22 protein-coding genes are annotated in these 20,447 nt (G+C 30.6%); 2 read left to right on the forward strand and 20 right to left on the reverse strand.

Annotated elements, in window-relative coordinates; all coding sequences use genetic code 11:
- Positions 1–85: 85 nt before the first annotated feature.
- Together AC4PG3_RS00775 and AC4PG3_RS00780 are read left to right on the forward strand one after the other, a co-directional pair.
- A complete protein-coding gene (locus AC4PG3_RS00775) occupies positions 86–661 on the forward strand; it encodes a competence protein ComK (RefSeq protein WP_492197182.1) in 576 nt (191 codons plus the stop codon).
- 126 nt (positions 662–787) lie between these two features.
- Complete coding sequence (locus AC4PG3_RS00780) at positions 788–1,360, forward strand: sigma-70 family RNA polymerase sigma factor (RefSeq protein WP_492197183.1); 573 nt, start codon at positions 788–790, stop codon at positions 1,358–1,360.
- A gap of 27 nt (positions 1,361–1,387) precedes the next feature.
- On the opposite strand, the gene AC4PG3_RS00785 is transcribed toward AC4PG3_RS00780, so the two are convergent.
- From AC4PG3_RS00785 to AC4PG3_RS00880, 20 genes are all read right to left on the reverse strand, one after another.
- Positions 1,388–1,666: a chorismate mutase gene (locus AC4PG3_RS00785; RefSeq protein WP_492197184.1), complete on the reverse strand. Its 279-nt coding sequence runs from the start codon at positions 1,664–1,666 to the stop codon at positions 1,388–1,390.
- Complete coding sequence (gene aroC / locus AC4PG3_RS00790) at positions 1,654–2,748, reverse strand: chorismate synthase (protein WP_492197185.1); 1,095 nt, start codon at positions 2,746–2,748, stop codon at positions 1,654–1,656. The genes AC4PG3_RS00785 and aroC overlap by 13 nt, the downstream gene beginning before the upstream one ends.
- Positions 2,726–4,009 carry a 3-phosphoshikimate 1-carboxyvinyltransferase gene (gene aroA / locus AC4PG3_RS00795; protein WP_492197186.1) on the reverse strand — a complete coding sequence of 428 codons (1,284 nt, stop codon included), beginning with the start codon at positions 4,007–4,009 and terminating at the stop codon, positions 2,726–2,728. Before aroA ends, aroC begins: the two co-directional genes overlap by 23 nt.
- On the reverse strand, positions 3,996–5,564 hold the full coding sequence (aroB, locus tag AC4PG3_RS00800; protein WP_492197187.1) for a 3-dehydroquinate synthase: 1,569 nt from the start codon (positions 5,562–5,564) through the stop codon (positions 3,996–3,998). The genes aroA and aroB overlap by 14 nt, the downstream gene beginning before the upstream one ends.
- Positions 5,565–5,734: 170 nt before the next feature.
- Complete coding sequence (gene aroF / locus AC4PG3_RS00805) at positions 5,735–6,559, reverse strand: 3-deoxy-7-phosphoheptulonate synthase (protein WP_492197188.1); 825 nt, start codon at positions 6,557–6,559, stop codon at positions 5,735–5,737.
- An 11-nt stretch (positions 6,560–6,570) separates the two neighbouring features.
- Positions 6,571–7,368 (reverse strand): tryptophan synthase subunit alpha, encoded by a 798-nt coding sequence (gene trpA / locus AC4PG3_RS00810; protein ID WP_492197189.1) that lies wholly within the window; start codon positions 7,366–7,368, stop codon positions 6,571–6,573.
- Positions 7,358–8,539: a tryptophan synthase subunit beta gene (trpB, locus tag AC4PG3_RS00815; RefSeq protein WP_492197190.1), complete on the reverse strand. Its 1,182-nt coding sequence runs from the start codon at positions 8,537–8,539 to the stop codon at positions 7,358–7,360. The genes trpA and trpB overlap by 11 nt, the downstream gene beginning before the upstream one ends.
- 5 nt (positions 8,540–8,544) lie before the next feature.
- A complete protein-coding gene (locus tag AC4PG3_RS00820; RefSeq protein ID WP_492197191.1) occupies positions 8,545–9,147 on the reverse strand; it encodes a phosphoribosylanthranilate isomerase in 603 nt (200 codons plus the stop codon).
- Between the two features lies 1 nt (position 9,148).
- Positions 9,149–9,922: an indole-3-glycerol phosphate synthase TrpC gene (gene trpC, locus AC4PG3_RS00825; RefSeq protein ID WP_492197192.1), complete on the reverse strand. Its 774-nt coding sequence runs from the start codon at positions 9,920–9,922 to the stop codon at positions 9,149–9,151.
- Entirely contained in the window at positions 9,919–10,935 is a 1,017-nt protein-coding gene (gene trpD / locus AC4PG3_RS00830; RefSeq protein WP_492197193.1) for an anthranilate phosphoribosyltransferase, read from the reverse strand. The genes trpC and trpD overlap by 4 nt, the downstream gene beginning before the upstream one ends.
- Positions 10,936–10,938: 3 nt before the next feature.
- On the reverse strand, positions 10,939–12,396 hold the full coding sequence (gene trpE, locus AC4PG3_RS00835; RefSeq protein ID WP_492197194.1) for an anthranilate synthase component I: 1,458 nt from the start codon (positions 12,394–12,396) through the stop codon (positions 10,939–10,941).
- 615 nt (positions 12,397–13,011) lie between these two features.
- The gene (locus tag AC4PG3_RS00840) at positions 13,012–13,476 is read right to left on the reverse strand and encodes a PhnE/PtxC family ABC transporter permease (RefSeq protein ID WP_492197195.1); all 465 of its coding nucleotides are present in this window, start codon (positions 13,474–13,476) and stop codon (positions 13,012–13,014) included.
- Positions 13,477–13,521: 45 nt separating this feature from the next.
- Positions 13,522–13,665 (reverse strand): hypothetical protein, encoded by a 144-nt coding sequence (locus AC4PG3_RS00845; protein ID WP_492197196.1) that lies wholly within the window; start codon positions 13,663–13,665, stop codon positions 13,522–13,524.
- 198 nt (positions 13,666–13,863) lie between these two features.
- A complete protein-coding gene (locus AC4PG3_RS00850; RefSeq protein WP_492197197.1) occupies positions 13,864–14,349 on the reverse strand; it encodes a COG2426 family protein in 486 nt (161 codons plus the stop codon).
- 127 nt (positions 14,350–14,476) lie between these two features.
- Positions 14,477–15,943 carry a peptidoglycan DD-metalloendopeptidase family protein gene (locus tag AC4PG3_RS00855; RefSeq protein ID WP_492197198.1) on the reverse strand — a complete coding sequence of 489 codons (1,467 nt, stop codon included), beginning with the start codon at positions 15,941–15,943 and terminating at the stop codon, positions 14,477–14,479.
- A gap of 232 nt (positions 15,944–16,175) precedes the next feature.
- Positions 16,176–17,054, reverse strand: coding sequence for a diacylglycerol/lipid kinase family protein (locus AC4PG3_RS00860; protein WP_492197199.1), 879 nt, complete (start codon positions 17,052–17,054; stop codon positions 16,176–16,178).
- 15 nt (positions 17,055–17,069) lie between these two features.
- Positions 17,070–17,582: a DUF4446 family protein gene (locus AC4PG3_RS00865; protein ID WP_492197200.1), complete on the reverse strand. Its 513-nt coding sequence runs from the start codon at positions 17,580–17,582 to the stop codon at positions 17,070–17,072.
- Positions 17,583–17,591: 9 nt separating this feature from the next.
- Entirely contained in the window at positions 17,592–18,734 is a 1,143-nt protein-coding gene (locus AC4PG3_RS00870; protein ID WP_492197201.1) for an aminotransferase class V-fold PLP-dependent enzyme, read from the reverse strand.
- A gap of 126 nt (positions 18,735–18,860) precedes the next feature.
- Positions 18,861–19,499, reverse strand: a complete 639-nt coding sequence (locus AC4PG3_RS00875; protein ID WP_492197202.1) for a cyclodeaminase/cyclohydrolase family protein — start codon at positions 19,497–19,499, stop codon at positions 18,861–18,863.
- 58 nt (positions 19,500–19,557) lie between these two features.
- The gene (locus AC4PG3_RS00880; protein WP_492197203.1) at positions 19,558–20,430 is read right to left on the reverse strand and encodes a ParB/RepB/Spo0J family partition protein; all 873 of its coding nucleotides are present in this window, start codon (positions 20,428–20,430) and stop codon (positions 19,558–19,560) included.
- Positions 20,431–20,447: the final 17 nt, after the last annotated feature.

A 20,447-nucleotide genomic window follows, 5' to 3' on the forward strand; every position in this document is an offset into this window, starting at 1 on the left:
CAATATTCTAATTATTCTATTGACCAGAAACGTAAGTTCTGCTAATATGGTAATCAAAGGAACGTTTGTTTTAGGAGGATGAAATATGGAAAAAATAATTAGAAAAGATATTGTAGCAATAATCCCAAAGTACATAGGGAATAAGGGGAATTGCACCATAGTATATACAAAAGAAGAAAATATAAAAATAGAAAAATCTATTAAAACAGTAATAAAAAATATTTCAAAATATTATCATTTTGATTTACAAGAATCAAATAATACTTATAGAAAGCTCTTATACTGTAGGAAAAATCCACCAGTTCCCTTTACTAATGAAGATATATTTATCCTAGTAAAGACTAGAAAGCCTATAGGAAAACATGATGGAGCTTATGGATATATAAGGATAGATTCTATAGATAAAATACAATATAAAAAGGAAAAGGACATAAATCCAAGGATAGTGTTTAAAAATGGTGCATCTCTAGAAGTCCTATGTACTAAAGAAACTCTATATAAAAATATAAATAATGGAGAAATAGTTAAAAAGCTTTTAAATGAAAGGTATGAAAATACCATAAGAGAGTCTGAATCTATTTATCTGGATGAAGATAGGCCTGCTACTAAAGCTGATATAGCCCTATTATTTATGGAGATTTCTAAATTGAATTTACGATGACAATATAATAGTCTTTATTCGAACATATATTCTCATCCATTCCACTTTTAACTAAATTACTCCTATTCTATATACTCGTCTTACCTAGGAAAATTAGAAGATGATCTTCTCTTGGAGGATATATTTATGTATGATGAGTTTAATCAGATAGTAAAGTCAGCAAGAAGTGGAGATTTAGAATCTGTTGAAGAAATATTGGATAGACTTAGACCTCTTTTGATAGCACAGATAAGAAGATACTACAATAAAAGAGATGAGTATGAGGACCTTATATCCCAGGGAAATCTTGTTATAATTGAGTCTTTAAAGAGTTTCGATGAAAGTAAGGGTGTGAAATTTCTTGGATATGTAAAATGTCAGTTGATGTATGCTTATTTAGACAAACATAAAGAAAGAGTCCATGTATCTCTTAACTCTCCTGTTTCTGAAGATGGAGCAGCTGAGATGGTAGATCTTTTAGTCTCAGAATATGATGGACCTTTGGATATATTTTTAAGTTTAGAAAAGAATATTGAACTATATAAAACTTTAAATAGTTTAACAGAAAGGCAAAAGCAAGTTATTACCATGTTTTATATTAATAGACTGAGCATATCAGAGATATCAAAGAGATTAGGTGTAGCCTATAGAACTGTGGTAAATATAAAGACACAAGCTTTGAAAAAGATGAAGGACCGGATGAAAGATAATAGATTTTAATGAATAAAGGGAGCCTATAGGCTCCCTTTATTCATTAAAATCCCTTTTTCCATTTTGATAGTCTTTGCTCAAATCCATCAAATGAATATAGAATTCCCTAAGATAGGTTTGGAGTTCTTTATTTTTTAAGTGTTTAAGATTTTTATTAATTACTTCTTCTTCTCTTGAACTATTTAATACAGGAAGATTATTTTCTACTTTATATTTTGCCACATTCGATACTATTTCCATTCGCTTTTCAAATAGTTCTACGATTTTTTTATCTACATCATCAATCTGATCTCTAAGTTCTTCTAAATATGCCATGTTTTCATCTCCATTAATAAATCTAAGATAACTAAAGCTGTAGCAGCTTCTATGACAGGCACTGCCCTTACAACTATACAGGGGTCGTGTCTTCCAACTATATTTATTTCTCGATTTTCACAATTCTCCATATCTATTGTTCTTTGAGTTTTTGAAATAGATGGAGTTGGCTTAAGGGCTACTTTGAATATAATAGGCATTCCATTGGAAATCCCTCCTAGTATTCCTCCATTATTATTGGTGTAGGTTTTCACCTTGCCATTTTCAATATATAATTCATCATTAGAAGCAGATCCCTTCATCCTTGATATATCAAAGCCAGCACCAAACTCAATCCCCTTTACCCCAGGAATTGAAAAAATCATCTGTGATATCCTACTCTCTATTGAATCAAAAATTGGACTACCCATACCAGGTGTTGGATTTAAAACTGCTACTTCTATAATTCCACCTACTGAATCCTGTTCTTCTTTTATCTTTAGTATGAGTTCTTCCATTTCTATTGCCTTTTTATAGTCTATAGTTGGAAATCTTTTATCTCTTAACTCCTCCAATAGTTTAGTAGGAATTTGTGTACTATTAAATGACTCATCTGCGATATTTCCTATACTCTTTATATGGCTTCCTACTAATATATCCTTAGAATTTAAAATTTGTTTGGCAATAGCTCCAGCGAAAACTAAGGGAGCTGTAAGTCTTGCTGAGAAGTGGCCTCCCCCTCTATAGTCATTAAATCCTGAGTATCTTATATTTCCTGTAAAATCAGCATGACCTGGTCTAGGAATATTTTTAGTTTTTTCGTAGTCCTTGGATCTGGTATTAGTGTTTTTTATCATTACGCACAGGGGAGTTCCTGTAGTCTTTCCATTAAAGTATCCACTTAGTATTTCAAATTCATCTTTTTCACTTCTAGTAGTAGATATTTTATCTTTCCCAGGGGCACGTCTTAGCATTTCCCTTCTTATATCTTCCATATTTAATTCTACACCAGAAGGAAGTCCATCTATATTTACCCCTATGGCAGGTCCATGGGACTCTCCAAATATTGAAATTTTAATATTATTCCCCCATATTGAACTCATGGATTTTCCCTCCTAGGCTTTTAAAGTCCTCCCAAAAGTGAGGATATGATTTATTTACTGCATCACTATTTGTAATAGTTATATCTCCTGTAGCTTTAATTGAGGCAATAGCTAGAGCCATTGCTATTCGATGATCATTCCAGCTATCTACCACTCCACCTGTTAGGCTTTCTTTCCCGTTTATTACTAATCCGTCTTCTAGTTCTTTTACATCTGCCCCTAATTTATTTAGTTCTGTAGATATGGCCTTTAGTCTATCTGATTCTTTGATTCTAAGTCTAGCTGCATTTATAATCCTTGTCTGTCCTTCACTTAGAGCTGCAAGTACAGTAAGTATAGGTACTAAATCAGGACATTGGGAGGCATCTATTATTATACCCTTTGTCTTTGAATTTGTAGTTTCAACTGAAGAATGATTTATCCTTATATCTCCACCCATTTCCCTTATTAAGTCTAAAATCACCTTATCCCCTTGAGCTGAATTTATATTTAAATCCTGTGACTTGATATTCTCTCCTAATATTCCACCTACTATCCAAAAAGCTGCCTGTGAAAAGTCTCCTTCTACTTTATAATCTTGATTTGTATACCTTTGATTGCCTTTTATCTTAAATTCTTTATAATCATTATTCTCTATCTCTATTCCAAATCCATTTAACATCTCCATAGTTAAATCTACATATCCCTTTGATTCTAAATCATTTATTATTACAATATTAGAATCTCCATGTAAAAGTGGAAGTGTAAACATAAGTCCAGTTATAAATTGGGAGCTTATATTTCCCTTTATTTTAAAAGTACCAGGATTTAATTTTCCTTGAATTTCAAGGGGTAGATTGCCATCGTTTGTGGTATAGTTTATCCCTTGCTCATGAAATATTTTATAATATGTATCTAATGGACGACTTACAAGCTTGCCTCTTCCAGTAAATATGACCTTGTCTTCACTTAAAAGAGATATTGGAATTAAAAATCTCAAGGTAGAGCCAGACTCTTTGCATTCAATCCTAGCATCTTTAAGCTTTAGGGGGAAATTCCCCTTTATCCTTAAACTATTATCTCCTAGTCTTTCTATTTCTGCTCCCAAGTTTTCCATGGCATGACAAGTTGCCACAATATCATCAGAAAATATTAGATTGTAGATATTACTCTCACCTATACTTAAGGCAGCAGATATTATTCCTCTATGGGACATACTCTTTGATGGTGGAATATTTATTTTGCCTTTCAGTTTATTTGGTTCTATCTTAATACATTTCACCCTGATCATCTCCTGAAGTTTGTTTAAATAGTTTTACTAGGATCTCATCTATAATCTCTTCCACTGTCTTTCCATCTGTATTGATTATGATATCCGCTGATTTGTGATAAGAATCTTTTCTCTTTTCTAGGAGTTTGTCTATATCTTTTGTACTCATCTTCCCATCTAATAATGGTCTTGTATTATCATTTTGTAGCCTTTTTAGAATGGTTTCAGAAGAGGCTTCTAGGAGAATAACCTTATTGTTTTTTTTGATATTTATCATGTTTTCAGGGTCTAAGCATACTCCCCCTCCACAGTCTATCAATATATTTAGTTCATCTCTTAACCCTTCTATGGTGTTTTTTTCTATTTCTCTAAAATAGCTTTCTCCATATTTTTTAAATATATCATTTATACTCATATCCATATTTTCTTCAATAAGCATATCTAAATTAATTAGTTTTTTATCTAGTCTTTTAGATAATTCCCTAGCTATTGTAGTTTTTCCTGTCCCCATAAATCCTATTAATCCAATTCCACCAGGGATTTCAATCAATACTTCTTCTACTTTTGACCTACCCTTTGGAAGGATAAAGGAAATCTTTCCCTGTCTATTTTTCTTATCTTTCATCATAGCATCTATTAGGGATTTTATGCTAAATTCAGAGATATCTAGGGAAACGTCTAGATTGCTAATAAGCTTTTCTATTTCTTTAAAGTAGTCCTCATCAATATATCCAAATTTCTTTGCCATAAGAGCTTCATGATACATCCCTATTAAAACTGCCTCTCCATGGGTGTATCTTTTATATTTAGTTACTGTTTCTAAACTGTGGCCTATTGTATGACCATAGTTTAGTATCTTCCGAATTCCATTTTCTTTTTCATCTTGAGAAACTATTTCAGCCTTAATTTCACAACATCTTTTAATAATCTTTTTTATAACTTCATCTTCAAGTTCTAATATTTTATCTAAATTTTTATCTATAGTATTGAATAAATCATAATCCCATATAATTCCGTATTTTATAACTTCACCTATACCGCTTATTAACTCTCTATGGGGCAAAGTTTTTAGGGTATTTGTATCTATGATAACAGCTTCAGGTTGATAAAAACTTCCCACCATGTTTTTACCCTTTTCCATATTTACTCCAGTTTTTCCTCCAACACTACTATCTACTTGAGCCAATAATGTAGTAGGTATCTGTATAAATGGAATACCTCGCATATAGATTGAAGCACAAAAACCTGCTATATCTCCTACTACTCCGCCACCTAGGGCAATAATCTTGGATTTTCGAGTTAATCCAATGTCTATCATACTAGATAAAATCTCTTCTACTGTATCTAGAGTTTTGCTTTGTTCCCCTGGTTTAATTATGAATTTATATAAGTCTCTTCCTTCTAATTCCCTATAGACTAAATCCCCATATAATTTGTCTACATTTTCATGAGTGATTAAAAGATATTTATCTCCATGTTTTATATAATCTGAAATTGAATGGAGTAGCCCTTCTCCAATATGGATAAAATAGCTATTTGCCCCTAAATCTATATATACTTTTTCCATGATTTATATTCTCCTCTTTGGTGTATACAGTGATTATTTTTCTTCTTTAATAGAATTTTTATCTCTTCCCAATTATTTATTATATACTTAAGCTTGGAACTTGTAAAACAGTCTATAGCCTTGAAAACTCCATATAATGATGTATAAATACTTTGCATATATATTTTAAACTACTTAAACGTTTTATTTTCTAATCTTGCAATGTCTTTTAAATATCCCATAAGTTTGTTAAATCTTTTAGGTGTTAGAGACTGTTCTCCATCACACTTAGCATTTTTAGGATCATTGTGAACTTCAATAATAAGACCATCTGCTCCAACTGCTATGGCTGCCTTTGAAAGTGGCTCAACTAACCACCATAGTCCTGCTGCATGGCTAGGATCCACTATTATTGGAAGATGAGTTAATTTCTTTAATATAGGAATAGCACTTAAATCTAATGTGTTTCTTGTATATTTTTCAAAAGTCCTAATACCCCTTTCACATAAAATTATATTTTCATTTCCTCCAGACATAATATATTCTGCAGACATTAAAAGTTCTTCTATGGTAGCAGATATTCCTCTTTTAAGAAGTATAGGTTTATTTGTTCTTCCTACTTCTTTTAATAAAGGATAATTTTGCATACTTCTTGCTCCTATTTGAATTATATCTACCTCATCTATAAATCTATCTAAATATTCCAAAGACATCAGCTCTGTTACAATGGGAAGTCCTGTTTTTTCCCTAGCTATTTTTAATAATTCTAATCCTTCCTCTCCCATGCCCTGAAAACTATATGGAGAAGTTCTTGGCTTAAATGCACCTCCCCTTAAAAAAGTTGCTCCTAATGCCTTTACACTTTCTGCTATACTTACTATCTGAGCTTCACTTTCTACTGAACAAGGTCCTGCTATTATAGTTATCTCTTTACTACCTATAGTATTCCCATCTACATTTATAATTGAATTTACGGGATGTGAAGTCCTACTTGTTTTATTAAGGTACTCTTCCATCACTATACCTCCTATTCATCTATTGCTTCTTTCAAACTTTTTACAAATTCAAAAACTCTTCCCTCTATATTACCTAGTTTAATTCCTTTTTCTATTTCTTTAATGATTTTACTACCAACTATCAATCCATCTGCCAAATCTTTCAATTTCCTTACACTCTCTACATTAGATATTCCAAAACCAATAGCTAAAGGAATCTTCGAGTATTTCCTTACTTCCTCAATAAAATCTCCAAGGTCTTCATCAAAAGTTTTTCTTGTACCTGTTACCCCTTTATAAGAAATACAATAAATAAATCCTCTACCTTCTTTTACTATTTCTTTTATACGATCACAAGAGGTAGGAGCAACTAAAGCTATTAAATCAATTGGATAATCTTTCATCATTTCATTTAATATTCTTCTTTCTTCTAAAGGAAGGTCTGGAATAATCAAACCATCAATTCCACAATCTTTGCATCTATTTAAAAATTTTTCTATACCATAGGAAAACATAGTATTATAATATACTAAAAAGGCTAAAGGAATTTCTGTTTTGCATCTTAATTTTAATACCATTGAAAAAATAGAATCTACATTAACTCCTTTACTTAGAGCCCTTGTTGAAGCTCTTTGTATAACAGGTCCATCTGCTAGAGGATCTGAATATGGTATGCCTAGTTCGATAATATCTGCTCCTGCCTTTTCCATTGTTAATACTAAATCCATTGTATCATTTAAACTAGGATCTCCTGATGTAATATAAGTAATCAATGCTTTCTCTTTTTTCTCTTTAAGTTTATTTAGTTTTTTTACTATTCTACTCTTCATTTTTCATTTCTCCTAACACATTGGATAATGTATCCATATCTTTATCTCCTCTTCCAGATAAATTTAATACAATCACATCATCTTTATTTGTTTTTTTAGCAAACTTCATTAAATAAGCTATGGCATGAGCACTCTCTAATGCCGGTATAATTCCTTCTACTTTAGTCAAATATTCAAAAGCTTTTATTGCCTCATCATCATTAACGACTACATATTTGGCCCTATTTATAGAATGAAAATAAGCATGTTCTGGTCCAATTCCTGGATAATCAAGACCTGCTGATATTGAATATACGGGTTTTATTTGACCATTTTCATCTTGTAGCAAATAGGTCATCATTCCATGGATAATACCAAGACTACCTTTAGAAATACTGGCTGCATGATATTGTGTATCTATTCCCATTCCACCAGCTTCTACTCCGTACATCTCTACTTTCTCCTCAATAAATGGGTAAAATAGACCCATAGCATTACTACCTCCACCTACACAAGCTATTAAATAATCAGGTAATCTACCTTCCTTTTCCATAATTTGTTTCTTTACCTCATCTCCTATAATCCTTTGAAAATCTCTTACCATTGTAGGATAAGGATGTGGTCCTACCACAGATCCAATTACATAAAATGTATCTTCTGGATTAGAAACCCAATACCTAATAGCTTCATTTGTAGCATCCTTCAAAGTCATAGTACCAGTTATTACAGGATTTACTTTTGCCCCTAACATTCTCATTTTTAAAACATTCAAAGACTGTCTCTCTATATCCTCCTGTCCCATAAATACTTCACATGGAATATCAAACATAGCACAAATAGTTGCTGTAGCTACTCCATGTTGTCCTGCACCTGTTTCTGCTATTATTTTCTTTTTACCCATTCTCCTGGCTAGAAGAACTTGACCTATTACATTATTTATCTTGTGTGCTCCAGTATGATTTAAATCTTCTCTCTTTAAATAAATCTTTCCACCACCTAATTTTTCTGTTAGATTCTCTGCATAATATAGTGGGGTAGGTCTTCCAGAGTATTCATGACAGTAATACATATATTCCTTTTTGAAATTCTCATTATTTTTAATTTCAATAAATGCCTTTTCTAATTCAATTAATGGATTCATTAAAGTTTCAGGCACAAACTGACCTCCAAATTGTCCGAATCTTGTATTCATATAATTCATCTCCTTATTTTTTCTATAAAATCCTTTATCTTTTCAAAGTCTTTAACTCCATCTGTCTCTACTCCAGAGCTTACATCTACAAGAGCAGGTTTAACTATCTTTATAGCTTTTTTTACATTTCCTGGGAATAAGCCTCCGGCTAAAACTATTTTTTTATTTTTGCTAATATCTGCAGCTAATTCCCAATTAAACTGTTTTCCTGTCCCCCCTGATTTTCCTTCTATCCAAGTATCTAAAAGATATTTATCAATCTTATATCTATCTAACACTTCTAGACTCCTTTCGTCTTTAATAAGAAAAGACTTCCATACCTCCCTTTCAAAATAATTACAATAATTAGGATCTTCATCTCCATGAAATTGAAGTACATCAAGATTACAAACTCTTTGTATTTCCTTCACTTCTTTTATAGAATGATTTGAAAATACACCAACTTTTTTTATATCTTTATTTAAACTATCTATTAATTTTATTGCCATATAAGAGTCAATTTGTCTTTTGCTTTTTGCAAATACAAAACCTACATACTCAGGCTTCAATCTATTTACATACTCTATATCTTCATCTCTCTTCAATCCACAGATTTTTATCCCTATCAAATTATTCCCCCCTTAATTCATTTATCTTGTCTTCCATAGATTTGGCTTTCATAAAACTTTCTCCAATTAATACAGCATCAATACCTATAGATTCTAGAAATTTCATATCTTCTCTATGACAAATTCCACTTTCACTTACAATTACTTTACTCTTGGGTATATAATTTATTAGTTTTTCTGTAGTTTCTATTTTTACTTCAAATGTTTTTAGATTTCTATTATTAATTCCAATTATCTCTGCTTCAGTCTCTAAAACTTTTTCTAATTCCTTTAAATTATGGACTTCTACTAGGCATTGAAGATTAATATCTTTAGCTATTTTTTGAAATTCTATTAGTTCATTTTTTGTTAAAATAGCTGCAATAAGCAAAATAGCATCTGCTCCTAAAGCTTTAGATTGATATATTTGATATGCATCAATTATAAAATCCTTTCTAAGAATCGGTACCTTCGTTTGTCTTTTTATTAGAGATAAATACTCTTTTTTCCCTAAGAAAAATTTTTCTTCAGTTAAAATAGAAATAGCATCCACTTTATTTTTATCATAAATTTTACCTATAGTTACAGGGTCAAAATCTTCCCTAATAATACCCTTTGAAGGAGAAGCTTTTTTGACTTCTCCAATTATACTCAATTCTTTTTTTCTTTTTATCGCTAATTTAAAATCTCTAGTGTCTACATTTTTAATCTGTTTTTTCAAATCATCCACAAATATAATAGATTTTTCTTTTTTTACCTTTTTTCTTACTGATAAAGCAACTTTATCTAATATCATCGTTTCATCTCCTGGCTCAGTTCAATCAATTTATTTAATTTATCTAATGCAAATCCTTTATCTATTATTTCCTTAGCTTTTTCTATTCCTTCTTCTAAAGAATTTACTACATTTCCTACATACATAGCTGCACCTGAATTTAATAAAACCATATCACGCTTAGGTCCACGTTCACCTTTTAATATGTCTAATAAAATATTTGCATTTTCATCTGGGCTTCCACCTCTAATTTCTTCTAGCTTACCCAATGATAATCTATAATCATTAGGATTTAAATAATACTCTTTTATTTCTCCATCTCTTAATTCTGATACCTTAGTCTCTCTAGTAATAGTAATCTCATCTAATCCATCCATGCCATGAACTACCATTCCCCTCTCTAAACCTAGTTCCTTTAACACCTTTATCATAGTAGATGTAAGATTTTTATCGAACACACCAATCACTTGTCCTTTAGGATTTGTTGGATTGGTTAGGGGACCTAAAACATTAAATATAGTCCTAGTTCCTAATTCTACACGATAATTTATGACGTATCTCATAGCTTTATGAAAATTGGGAGCAAATATAAATCCTATTTGTAGCTCATCTATACATCTTTTAACATCCATTGGTGAAAGATCAATATTAACCCCTAATCTTTCCAATACATCTGCACTACCACATTTACTAGAAACTGATCTATTTCCATGTTTCACAATGGTAACTGATGCAGCTGCTGCTACAAAAGCTGCTGTTGTTGATACATTAAATGTATTACTTTTATCACCACCAGTACCACAAGTATCAACTGTATATCTATTGTTTGTTTCAATTTTTATGGACTTATCCCTCATAACTTTAGTAGCTCCAGTAATCTCTTCTACACTCTCCCCCTTCATACGAAGCGCCATAAGAAAGCCTCCTATTTGTGAAGGTGTAGCTTTCCCCTCCATTATAGTGTTCATTGCATTAATCATTTCATTTTCAGTTAAATCTTTGTAATTTATGACCTTTTCTATTTCTAATTGCATATTCTACACCCCTTTTCTAATACATTCAATAAGTGCTTTTGCTTTTTTCAAAGTTTCTTTATACTCATTTTCAGGTTTTGAATCTTGGACAATTCCAGCACCTGCTTGAATATAAGCCATTCCATCTTTAAATACTATAGTTCTTATGGCAATACAAGTATCCATATTTCCATTAAATCCAAAATAACCTATCGCCCCTGCATATATTCCTCTTTTTTCATTCTCAAGTTCCTCTATAATTTCCAAAGCTCTTACTTTTGGAGCTCCAGATACAGTTCCTGCAGGTGCACAAATTCTTAAAACATCATAAGGATTTGAATCTTTTTTTATTTTTCCTATTACATGAGAAACAATATGCATCACATGTGAATATTTTTGTATCTGCATAAATTTATTGACTTCAACTGTTCCTTTTTCTGATATCTTGCCAATATCTTCTTTGGACAAATCTACTAACATTAAATGTTCTGCCCTTTCCTTTTTATCTTGTAATAGATCTTTTTCATAATATTTATCTTCTTCTAAATTTTTTCCTCTAGGTCTAGTACCTGCAATAGGACAAGTTTCTACTATATCTTTATTTACCTTAACCAAAGTTTCTGGTGAAGAGCCAACTACATGATAGCATCCAAAATCTATATAATACATGTACGGAGAAGGATTTAAAGTTCGCAGCCTTTTATATGCTCTAAAAGGATTAATTTTTGTATTTAAATTAAATCTTTGAGATAAAACTACTTGTAATATCTCTTCATTTTTTATGTGTTCCTTAGCCTTTAAAACTTTTTTCATAAAACTTTCTTTTGTTTCATTCCTTGTATATTCCACTTCTTCAAAAATTGATTTCGTTTCTTTTTCTGGAGAAAATTTCATTTCTACTATTTCTTTTTTTATTTGTTCTAATTTTAATAATCCTTCCTCATATGTTTCTTTTAAAGAATTTTTTATCTTTATATTTGTAACAATCTTTATTTTCTGCTTTAAATGATCATAAATAATGATATCCTTATTAATTAAAAGATGTGAATCTGGAGTTTTTATGCTATCTCTATTTACATTTTCTACTCCATGAATATTTTTTATTGAATCATAATCAATAAAACCTACTGCACCACCTGTGAAGTATTCTAGTCCTTCTACTTGAACCATATTATACTCATCCATAATTTCCTGTAAAACCCTAAGAATATCCCCTTTTTTATTTATTATTTCATCTTCTTTAATTATTGTGATTTGATTCCCATAGGATATAATCTCTATAAAGGGATGCCTCCCAATATAAGAGTATCTTCTCCCATTACTTTCCCCCTCAACTCTTTCGAATAAAAATGTTTTTCCCCCTTTACATAACTCTTTAAATAAAGAAACGGGAGTGTGAATATCTCCATCTATTTCTAGTGAAATATAACCTATTTTTCTCTTTCTGTTTAATCTTTTAAATTCTTCATAATCTAGATACATACTCTAATTCCCCCTTTTTGAATACAAAAAAAAGCACTTCATCCCTAATATAAGGACGAAATGCTTACCACTCCGTGTTGCCACCTTCTTTAGATAGATATCTATACTTGTAGAAAAACAAAAAAACATTTCAATCCTAATATCTAGGACGAAATGTTGTATCTCGCTTTGCCACCTAATATAGATAGTCACCTATCTCACTCTTAAAGTACGGAAATACTAATATTTTACTAATATTTCGATACCCTGTCTTTGTAACGTAAGACACTCGGCTAATGATACTCTCCTAAGATTTCACATCGCTTCTCATGGAACCATTCAGCAGACTTTCCGTATCAGGATTCCACCGTCCCCGACTCTCTAAACCTTCAAGCATTACTTACTTTTTCCATTCACTGAATTTATTGATTATTTTCCACAATTATAATAAAAATAAATATTTTTGTCAATAGTTTTTTTAAGATTTACCAAAATATTTTAATTTACTATCTCCTTAACCTCTAGCAAGTTTAGTTCTTACCTTGTTTGAAAAAAATTCAATTAATAAAACAAGAATAACTAATCCAATTAATAATGATCCAACTTCATTCCATCTATATGCATTCATTGCAAATATTAAAGGAGCCCCTTACCTCCAGCTCCAACAAGTCCAAGCACAGAAGCATCTCTAAGATTCATATCAACATCTATATCTTCAATGGCATTTATATATAGTTTTGTCATCATTCCTATTGATATAACAGCCATTGTCAATACACCAGTAAAAGGTCTTGGCCCAGATACTCTTATAAACATAAGTCCATATACCAAAGATGATATTGTACGAACAAGCATTGTTAAAATCCTACCTATTTTTATGTTTCTATTTTCAATATTCAAAATTTGAGAATGTCCAATAGACACATCTTTATATAGAACATTAGAAGTTATGCATTTTCCTTTTATTTCTTCAATATAGTTCATTAAAAATTCCGAACCATAATTAAAATCGTGATTCCCTTTATTAAAATAATCATAAGACAAAAAATTTAAAACCTTAGACATTATATTTTTCTCTTCATATTTATTTGTATAAGTCACTAAAGGACTTCCTTGGTTTACATCCCCATTATCAATCAAAATAACTTAGTTTTCTTGTCTCAATTCTTGTAAATAACTAGATAATCTACTAAATCCCATCTTTTCATCACTGTCATCTGAAAAGTTGTTTGAATAAATAGTTCCATGTACATCTATTGTTATAATAAATTTCAATTTTCCTATTTTCATCTTTCATCACCAGAATAATATTAACATAGATAAATACTTCTGTAAATTAATTTCATATCGAATTTGTATTAAAGTTTTGTAGATTATAGACTAAACCATATTAACATATGATCTTATTTACATCATCATCTTACAATTTTTAGGTAAAATTAGAAACAATTTTAGGTAAAACTCCGGTAAATTTTTTATCAATAGACTTTAGAATAGATTAAATGCTCCCTGACTGATAATCATTATAAGAATTCCTGCTATTAAATTTCCTAAAAGTATAGCAGGGAATGCCCATTTAAATCTCATGTCCATTAGAGCTGCGGCTAAGCTACCACTCCATACTCCTGTTCCCGGAAGGGGTATGGCAACTATGAGAACCAATACCCATACTCCATATTGTTGTATTTTTTTACTATTTTTACTCATGGATCTATCTGTTAACTTTTGTACAAAATTTTTAAATGTCTTTGTAGTCTTTAAGTAATTAAATATCGGTCTAATTGTAAATAGAATAAATGGTACAGGAATCATACTCCCTATAAATGCTAAAGTAGTTGCATGAATAGGAGAAAGACCTAGAGATATACCTACTGGAATTGCCCCTCTAAGCTCTATAATAGGTAATGCTGCTGTTAAGATTACTGTAAATTCTATGGATAAAAAGTTTAGTAATTGACTAAATAGACTTTGCATATATTTACTCCTTTGGATTAAATTTCTTTCTTCATAAATTTTACTATAAAATGATGATATTGTCCAAAGGATATATTTTTTATAAATTCAATTTAAATTAAATTAAGGACGGATTTCCGTCCTTTAATTATCTTACATAGTTTATTGGGTTTTGGTGAGCTCCATTTTTTAGTACCTCTAAATGGAGATGAGGTCCTGTGGACCTTCCAGTATTACCTACATTGGCTATACGCTGGCCCTTATATACCTTTTCTCCTTTTTTTACTAGTAATTTACTACAATGAGCATATCTAGTTTTGTATCCATTTCCATGATCAATTTCTACCATATACCCATAAGTTCCCTTATAACCTGCAAAGGTTACTGTACCTCCATCTGCTGCACTTATACTGCTTCCTAGACTATTTGCTATATCCAGTCCTCTATGCATTCTTCCATTTCTCATACCATATCTAGATGAAATTCTTCCTCTAGTAGGCATAAGAAACACTCCAGTTGCAGCTGTCTTTGGTACTGGTTTTGTACCCTTTATTATTACTTCCGTAGTAGGTTCTTTTACTATTTCTTCTTTTACTATATTTTTTTCTATTAAAACACCATTGTGCTTTACTTCATCTGCTATTATTTTGCTTTCTCCTAGTACACCCTTTACTTTTACCTTTTTTTCATTGGCATACATAGAGCTATTTTCTTCTACTTCTACATCATAATTCAATTTTTCACTATATTGTACTTCTTCTATTGTAGCTACTGTTATCTTTGAAGTAGGAATAGTCAATCTAACCTGATCCCCTGGCTTTAATTTAGATGGATTACTATCAGGATTTGCTGATACCAAATTCTCTACTGTAGTATCATACATCCTTGCTATAGTCCAAAAACTCTCCCCCACTTCTACTACATGGGTTTTAGTTTCTTCTGCCCCAGTTCTTATGTATTCAATTAATTCATCTTGTTTACTTATATCACTTAATTTGGCTTGTGTCTTTACCATTTTAATATCTTCAACTAATTTTACATCTTTTATTTTTGAATCCATGTCTATCCTTTTTAAATATGGTTCTTTTATTTTATCAAGGACATATTCAGCTTCTCTTTTAGTCTTTACAAATCCTAATTTTTCACCATTTGCCTCTATTGCATATCCAGAAACTAAAAATCCAATACTTGATTTTATATTTTCTTTTATATCTTTTTTACTTGAAACACCACTACTTTTAACATGGGTCTTTTCAAAATTCAATTTATTATCAAGTACTATATCAAGATTGTACTCATTAGATAAGTCTGATTGAATCTCAGCCATAATCTCTAAAGCTTCTTCTTTATCTCTAACTGAACCTATATTATCTTGTCCAATATAGATGTCAAAAGCTCTAGTCCTTATTTCATTTACCTTATATCCAGTAAATCCTAATCCAACTATTACTACTGCCATAAATAAAGCTAAAGCCTTTCTCACTTTTTCATCATTTTTATCTATATCTTTAAAATTTATATTCTTTATGTCTAATTTATCTTTATATTGTAATATGGAAACTTTTAATTTTTCAAGTTTTTTATAAAATCCCTTTAAGGAATTCTTTTGTTCCATTAAAGTATACCTCCTCAAATTTCACCTTTTGTTCTTGCTTTAAAGAGAAATTGTAACTATTTTGTAACAATATTTATTATATCAATAGGGTATAAATAATGCAACCCTATGCTAGTTAACATATATTATACTTACTTAACTGGAATTTTATTCATTTAGTGGAAATATGTATTTATCACCTTTGAAGATTTTAAGGCATATAATTATTAAGTTTTCTTAATAATTATATGCCTTATTTAAATATTTCTAATTTAGAATTGGATATATTTAAATGAAGGTCTTTATCTCCATTAAATAAGTCTCCATCTAAATTAAAGTAAGTATCTTCTTTGAAATATATCCTTACAGACTTCCCTGTAAAAGTCTCTACATATTTTTTAAACCTTAAATGATTTCCCTTAAATATGGTGGGAAATAAAAAAAGGATTTTAAGATTACTAATATTCTTTACAATACATATATGTAGTTTATCATCATTTAAACTGGCAGATGGTAAAACTTTCATACCTCCACCATAATAACTTCCATTTCCTACTGCCATAAGTACTATGTTTCTTTTATATATATTTCCATCTATGTCTATTATTACTTCTTTTCTTTTGTATGATAATAAGGAGTATAAAACTCCTAGTATATATGCAAATGTCCCTTTAATTTTAATTTTTTTCTTTATTATATTTGCAATATTAACTACTTCTGCATCAAAGCCTACACTAGCTATGTTTAAAAATGAATTATTATTTAAAGTTCCTATATCTACTTTTGTAGTTTCTCCCTTTACAATGGTTTCTAAGGCTTCTTTTGGATCCTTAGGAATATTTAAACTCTTAATTAAGTCATTTCCTGTCCCTGCAGGAATTATTCCAAGAATTCCTGATTTTCTATTTATAAGACCCTTAGCAACTTCATTTATAGTTCCATCTCCACCTACAGCAATTACCTTTTTATACTCTAAATCCTCTGCTAATTCGGTAGCTTCTTTTGGTCTTGTAGTTTTAATTATTTTGTAATCTATATGGTTTTCCTTCATAGTTTCTTCTATTAAAGGAATGAGTTTCTGTGCTTTATTTCTACCTGCTACAGGATTTATAATAAATAGTAATTTATCCATAAATTGTTTCCTTTCTTAAATATTAAGGTTTTCACCCTTAATAGCCCTATCAATAGCTAACATTTCTTCTGCTGATAGAGGGATATTGCTTGTACCATTTTTTATAGGCTTGCCATAGCTAACTGTAGTATCTCTGCCATAGATACTAGTGTATACAAACCCATTTTTAAATTCATCTAAAAGGGCGATTGAAAAACTAAGTTCACTTCCCATGTCTCTAAATGCATCATATCTTAGAAATCCAATCCTTTGTATGGCAAAAGAAAGTCTTGTATTTATTTCCTTTATATTGTTTTGATTATTTTGTGTTTGATTTTTTATATTAAATATATCTTTATTTATACTTGTTAAGAGTTCTTCCATGTCTAACCCCTTTATTCCTCTTACTAATTTAGTGTAATTTTCCATGGACTTTTTATATTTATATTGTAGAATTAATACACTTATTAATAAAATTAATGTTGCTACAAATAAAGATATGGTTATTTCTATATGATAAATTGTAATAAAGTCTATAATTTGTTTCATAAATTCTCCTTATATTTCCCGAGAAATATTCCTCAAAGCATTTAAAGAATACTCTATCTCGTCATCAGTGTTAAATGGTCCAAAGCTAAATCTAATGGTTCCTTGATCAAATGTGCCTATAGTCTTATGAGCCAGAGGAGCACAATGCATGCCTGGTCTTACTTGAATATTATATTGTTCATCTAATATATATGCTATTTCAGAAGAATCTATATCGCCCATATTTAAAGACACTACTCCAGCTTGTTTTTTAATATCTAATGGACCATATAGCTTTATCCCTTTTATATCTTTTGCTCCTTCTATAAACTTTTTAGTCAGAGCTTCTTCATGTTTTCTAATATTATCTATTCCCTTGTCCATTATATATTTAACCCCTGCTCCTAAACCTATTATACCTGGAGCATTTAATGTGCCGCTCTCAAACTTATCAGGATTTAGATCTGGTTGTATAAGCGAGTGGGATACACTACCAGTTCCACCTTGGAATGCCCCCTCTACTGCTACTCCCTTTTTAATATAGAGTCCACCTGTACCTTGAGGTCCTAACAGGCCTTTATGTCCTGGGAAAGCCAATATATCTATATTCATCTCTTGTACATCTATAGGATAGACTCCTGCAGATTGAGCAGCATCTACTAAATATAAGATATTGTTATCCTTTGCTATTTTACCAATATCTTGTATGGGCATAATACTACCTGTTAAATTAGATACATGGGTAGTAACTATTAGTTTTGTATTGGGTCTAATTGCATCCTCAATTTGTATAGGGTCTATAAGTCCATAAGAATCAGCTTGTACTATGGTATTTTCTATACCTATATTTTCTAAATATTTTATAGGACGCAAAACTGAATTATGCTCCATGGATGTAGTTATTACATGGTCTCCCTTTTTTAATACTCCTTTGATTCCTATATTTAAGCTTTGAGTAGCATTAAATGTAAATATTAAATCTAAGGAATCTTCTATGTTAAATAATTGTGAAATTAATTCTCTAGTTTTATATATTCCTCTATTAGTCTTAAGAGCTAGTTTATGTCCAGATCTCCCTGGATTTGCTCCATAGTCTTTCATGGCTTTCATAATAGCTTCATATACTATATCTGGTTTTGGAAATGATGTTGCTCCATTATCAAAATAAGTCATAAAAACACCTCCATTAGAACATTATAACATATATTCTACTATAGTTGCATAAAAAAATAGCTTAGATAATTGGATTAGTAGCTATAAAAAAAGTAGTAGAGGATATCCTCTACTACTTTTTTAAAATTAACCTAATCTCTTGTATACTACTTCCATTAATTCTTCTTTAAGTTGTTTTCCTTCTTTTAAAAGTTTTTCAACTTTGTCTTGTGTTTCTTTTACATATGCCTCATCTTTTACACTTTGTAAGTTTATTTTAACATTTAAAAGAGCCCCTTCTAAACCTGTATAAGCTAAAAGTGCACCTACTCCTATATCAGTTATAGCATTGATATTTCCATGATTAGCAAATTCCTTTTGAAGTTCTAAAACTTCAAAGCAAAGTTCTCCACAGTTAAGAGGTACTTCCATTGCTTCTTTGTATCCTTCTTGAATAGCTTGGCTTCTTGCTTTCTTTTCCTCTTCAGTAGACTTTGGCATTTTAAAAGCTTTCATTACTCCATCAAAAGCTGTAGAATCTTTGTCTATTATTTCTGTAAGGGTTTCCATATTACTCTCTAATTTTTTAAAGTTTTCTTCTATTTTGCTTTTAGTTTCTGCAGGTAATTCTTCATATGCCTTTTTACCAAAACTTAAATTTCCTACCATTCTAGTAAGTGCTGCACCTAAACTTCCTGCTAAAGCAGATATACTTCCACCACCTGGAGTTGGTTCCCCACTAGCTGTAACTTGGATAAATTCTTCAACATTTTTTTTAACTAACATTGATCTTCCTCCTACTATTTAGATTTTATATTTTACAACTAATGTTCCACGTGGAACATTAGTTAGTTATAACCTCAAATATTCTCTCCAAATCTTCTTCTGTGTAGTATTCTATCTCAATTTTTCCTACTTTGTTCCCAGATATTAAGTTTACTTTTGTACCTAGAGACCTCATCATTTCTTCTTCAAGAGTAATGGTGTAGGGATCTTTGTTTTTTTTATTTTTATTTTTTGTAACATTCTTCTTAGATTCTTTTACCCTTTTTTCAGTTTCTCTCACATTTAATTCATCAGAAATAATTTTATCTGCCAATTCTAATTGCTTTTTTTTATTCTTTATACCCAATAGGACTTTTCCATGTCCTGGGGAGATCTTGCCACTTGAGATGTGCTCTATTACAGTTTCTTCAAGATTTAAAAGTCTCAAAGCATTGGTTATATAGCTTCTACTTTTCCCCACTGCTTCTGCTACTTCATCTTGTTTTAAACCAAATTGATCCATAAGCCTTTTATATGCATTAGACTCTTCTATAGGATTTAAGTCTTCTCTTTGAATATTTTCTATAAGAGCAAGTTTAGCTGCGCTCTCATCATCTATCTCTATTATAATAGAAGGTATTTCTTTTTTACCTGCTATTTTAGATGCTCTAAATCTTCTTTCTCCTGCAATTATCTCATATTTGCTTTCACTTTTTCTTAAGATAATTGGTTGTATAACTCCATGTATTTCTATAGACTTTGCCAATTCTTCTAATTGCTCAACTTCAAATTCTTTTCTAGGTTGATCTTTTTTTGCAATTATCTTAGATAGAGGGATTTTTTCTATGGAGTTTTGGTTTATTTCTTTTTCGTCTAATATAGAATCTACTATAGGCTTATCTCCTATTAGTGCAGATAATCCTTTTCCAAGTCCTCTTTTCTTAGTAGCCACAATATTCGCCTCCTTCC

It is taken from the genome of Tissierella sp. QWL-11 (assembly GCF_058683765.1).

What these genes read in the sequence shown, in the direction of transcription:
- AC4PG3_RS00875 (WP_492197202.1), bottom strand. Translation starts at nt 19,499, where the DNA reads ATGTTAGTTAAAAAAAATGTTGAAGAATTTATCCAAGTTACAGCTAGT.
- AC4PG3_RS00865 (WP_492197200.1), bottom strand. Translation starts at nt 17,582, where the DNA reads ATGAAACAAATTATAGACTTTATTACAATTTATCATATAGAAATAACC.
- AC4PG3_RS00850 (WP_492197197.1), bottom strand. Translation starts at nt 14,349, where the DNA reads ATGCAAAGTCTATTTAGTCAATTACTAAACTTTTTATCCATAGAATTT.
- AC4PG3_RS00855 (WP_492197198.1), bottom strand. Translation starts at nt 15,943, where the DNA reads ATGGAACAAAAGAATTCCTTAAAGGGATTTTATAAAAAACTTGAAAAA.
- AC4PG3_RS00780 (WP_492197183.1), top strand. Translation starts at nt 788, where the DNA reads ATGTATGATGAGTTTAATCAGATAGTAAAGTCAGCAAGAAGTGGAGAT.
- trpE (WP_492197194.1), bottom strand. Translation starts at nt 12,396, where the DNA reads ATGTATCTAGATTATGAAGAATTTAAAAGATTAAACAGAAAGAGAAAA.
- AC4PG3_RS00785 (WP_492197184.1), bottom strand. Translation starts at nt 1,666, where the DNA reads ATGGCATATTTAGAAGAACTTAGAGATCAGATTGATGATGTAGATAAA.
- AC4PG3_RS00860 (WP_492197199.1), bottom strand. Translation starts at nt 17,054, where the DNA reads ATGGATAAATTACTATTTATTATAAATCCTGTAGCAGGTAGAAATAAA.
- trpC (WP_492197192.1), bottom strand. Translation starts at nt 9,922, where the DNA reads ATGATATTAGATAAAGTTGCTTTATCAGTAAGAAAAAAGGTAAAAAAA.
- trpB (WP_492197190.1), bottom strand. Translation starts at nt 8,539, where the DNA reads ATGAATACAAGATTCGGACAATTTGGAGGTCAGTTTGTGCCTGAAACT.
- trpA (WP_492197189.1), bottom strand. Translation starts at nt 7,368, where the DNA reads ATGAAGAGTAGAATAGTAAAAAAACTAAATAAACTTAAAGAGAAAAAA.
- AC4PG3_RS00870 (WP_492197201.1), bottom strand. Translation starts at nt 18,734, where the DNA reads ATGACTTATTTTGATAATGGAGCAACATCATTTCCAAAACCAGATATA.
- AC4PG3_RS00775 (WP_492197182.1), top strand. Translation starts at nt 86, where the DNA reads ATGGAAAAAATAATTAGAAAAGATATTGTAGCAATAATCCCAAAGTAC.
- trpD (WP_492197193.1), bottom strand. Translation starts at nt 10,935, where the DNA reads ATGCAATTAGAAATAGAAAAGGTCATAAATTACAAAGATTTAACTGAA.
- aroB (WP_492197187.1), bottom strand. Translation starts at nt 5,564, where the DNA reads ATGGAAAAAGTATATATAGATTTAGGGGCAAATAGCTATTTTATCCAT.
- aroF (WP_492197188.1), bottom strand. Translation starts at nt 6,559, where the DNA reads ATGGAAGAGTACCTTAATAAAACAAGTAGGACTTCACATCCCGTAAAT.
- AC4PG3_RS00845 (WP_492197196.1), bottom strand. Translation starts at nt 13,665, where the DNA reads ATGAAAATAGGAAAATTGAAATTTATTATAACAATAGATGTACATGGA.
- aroC (WP_492197185.1), bottom strand. Translation starts at nt 2,748, where the DNA reads ATGAGTTCAATATGGGGGAATAATATTAAAATTTCAATATTTGGAGAG.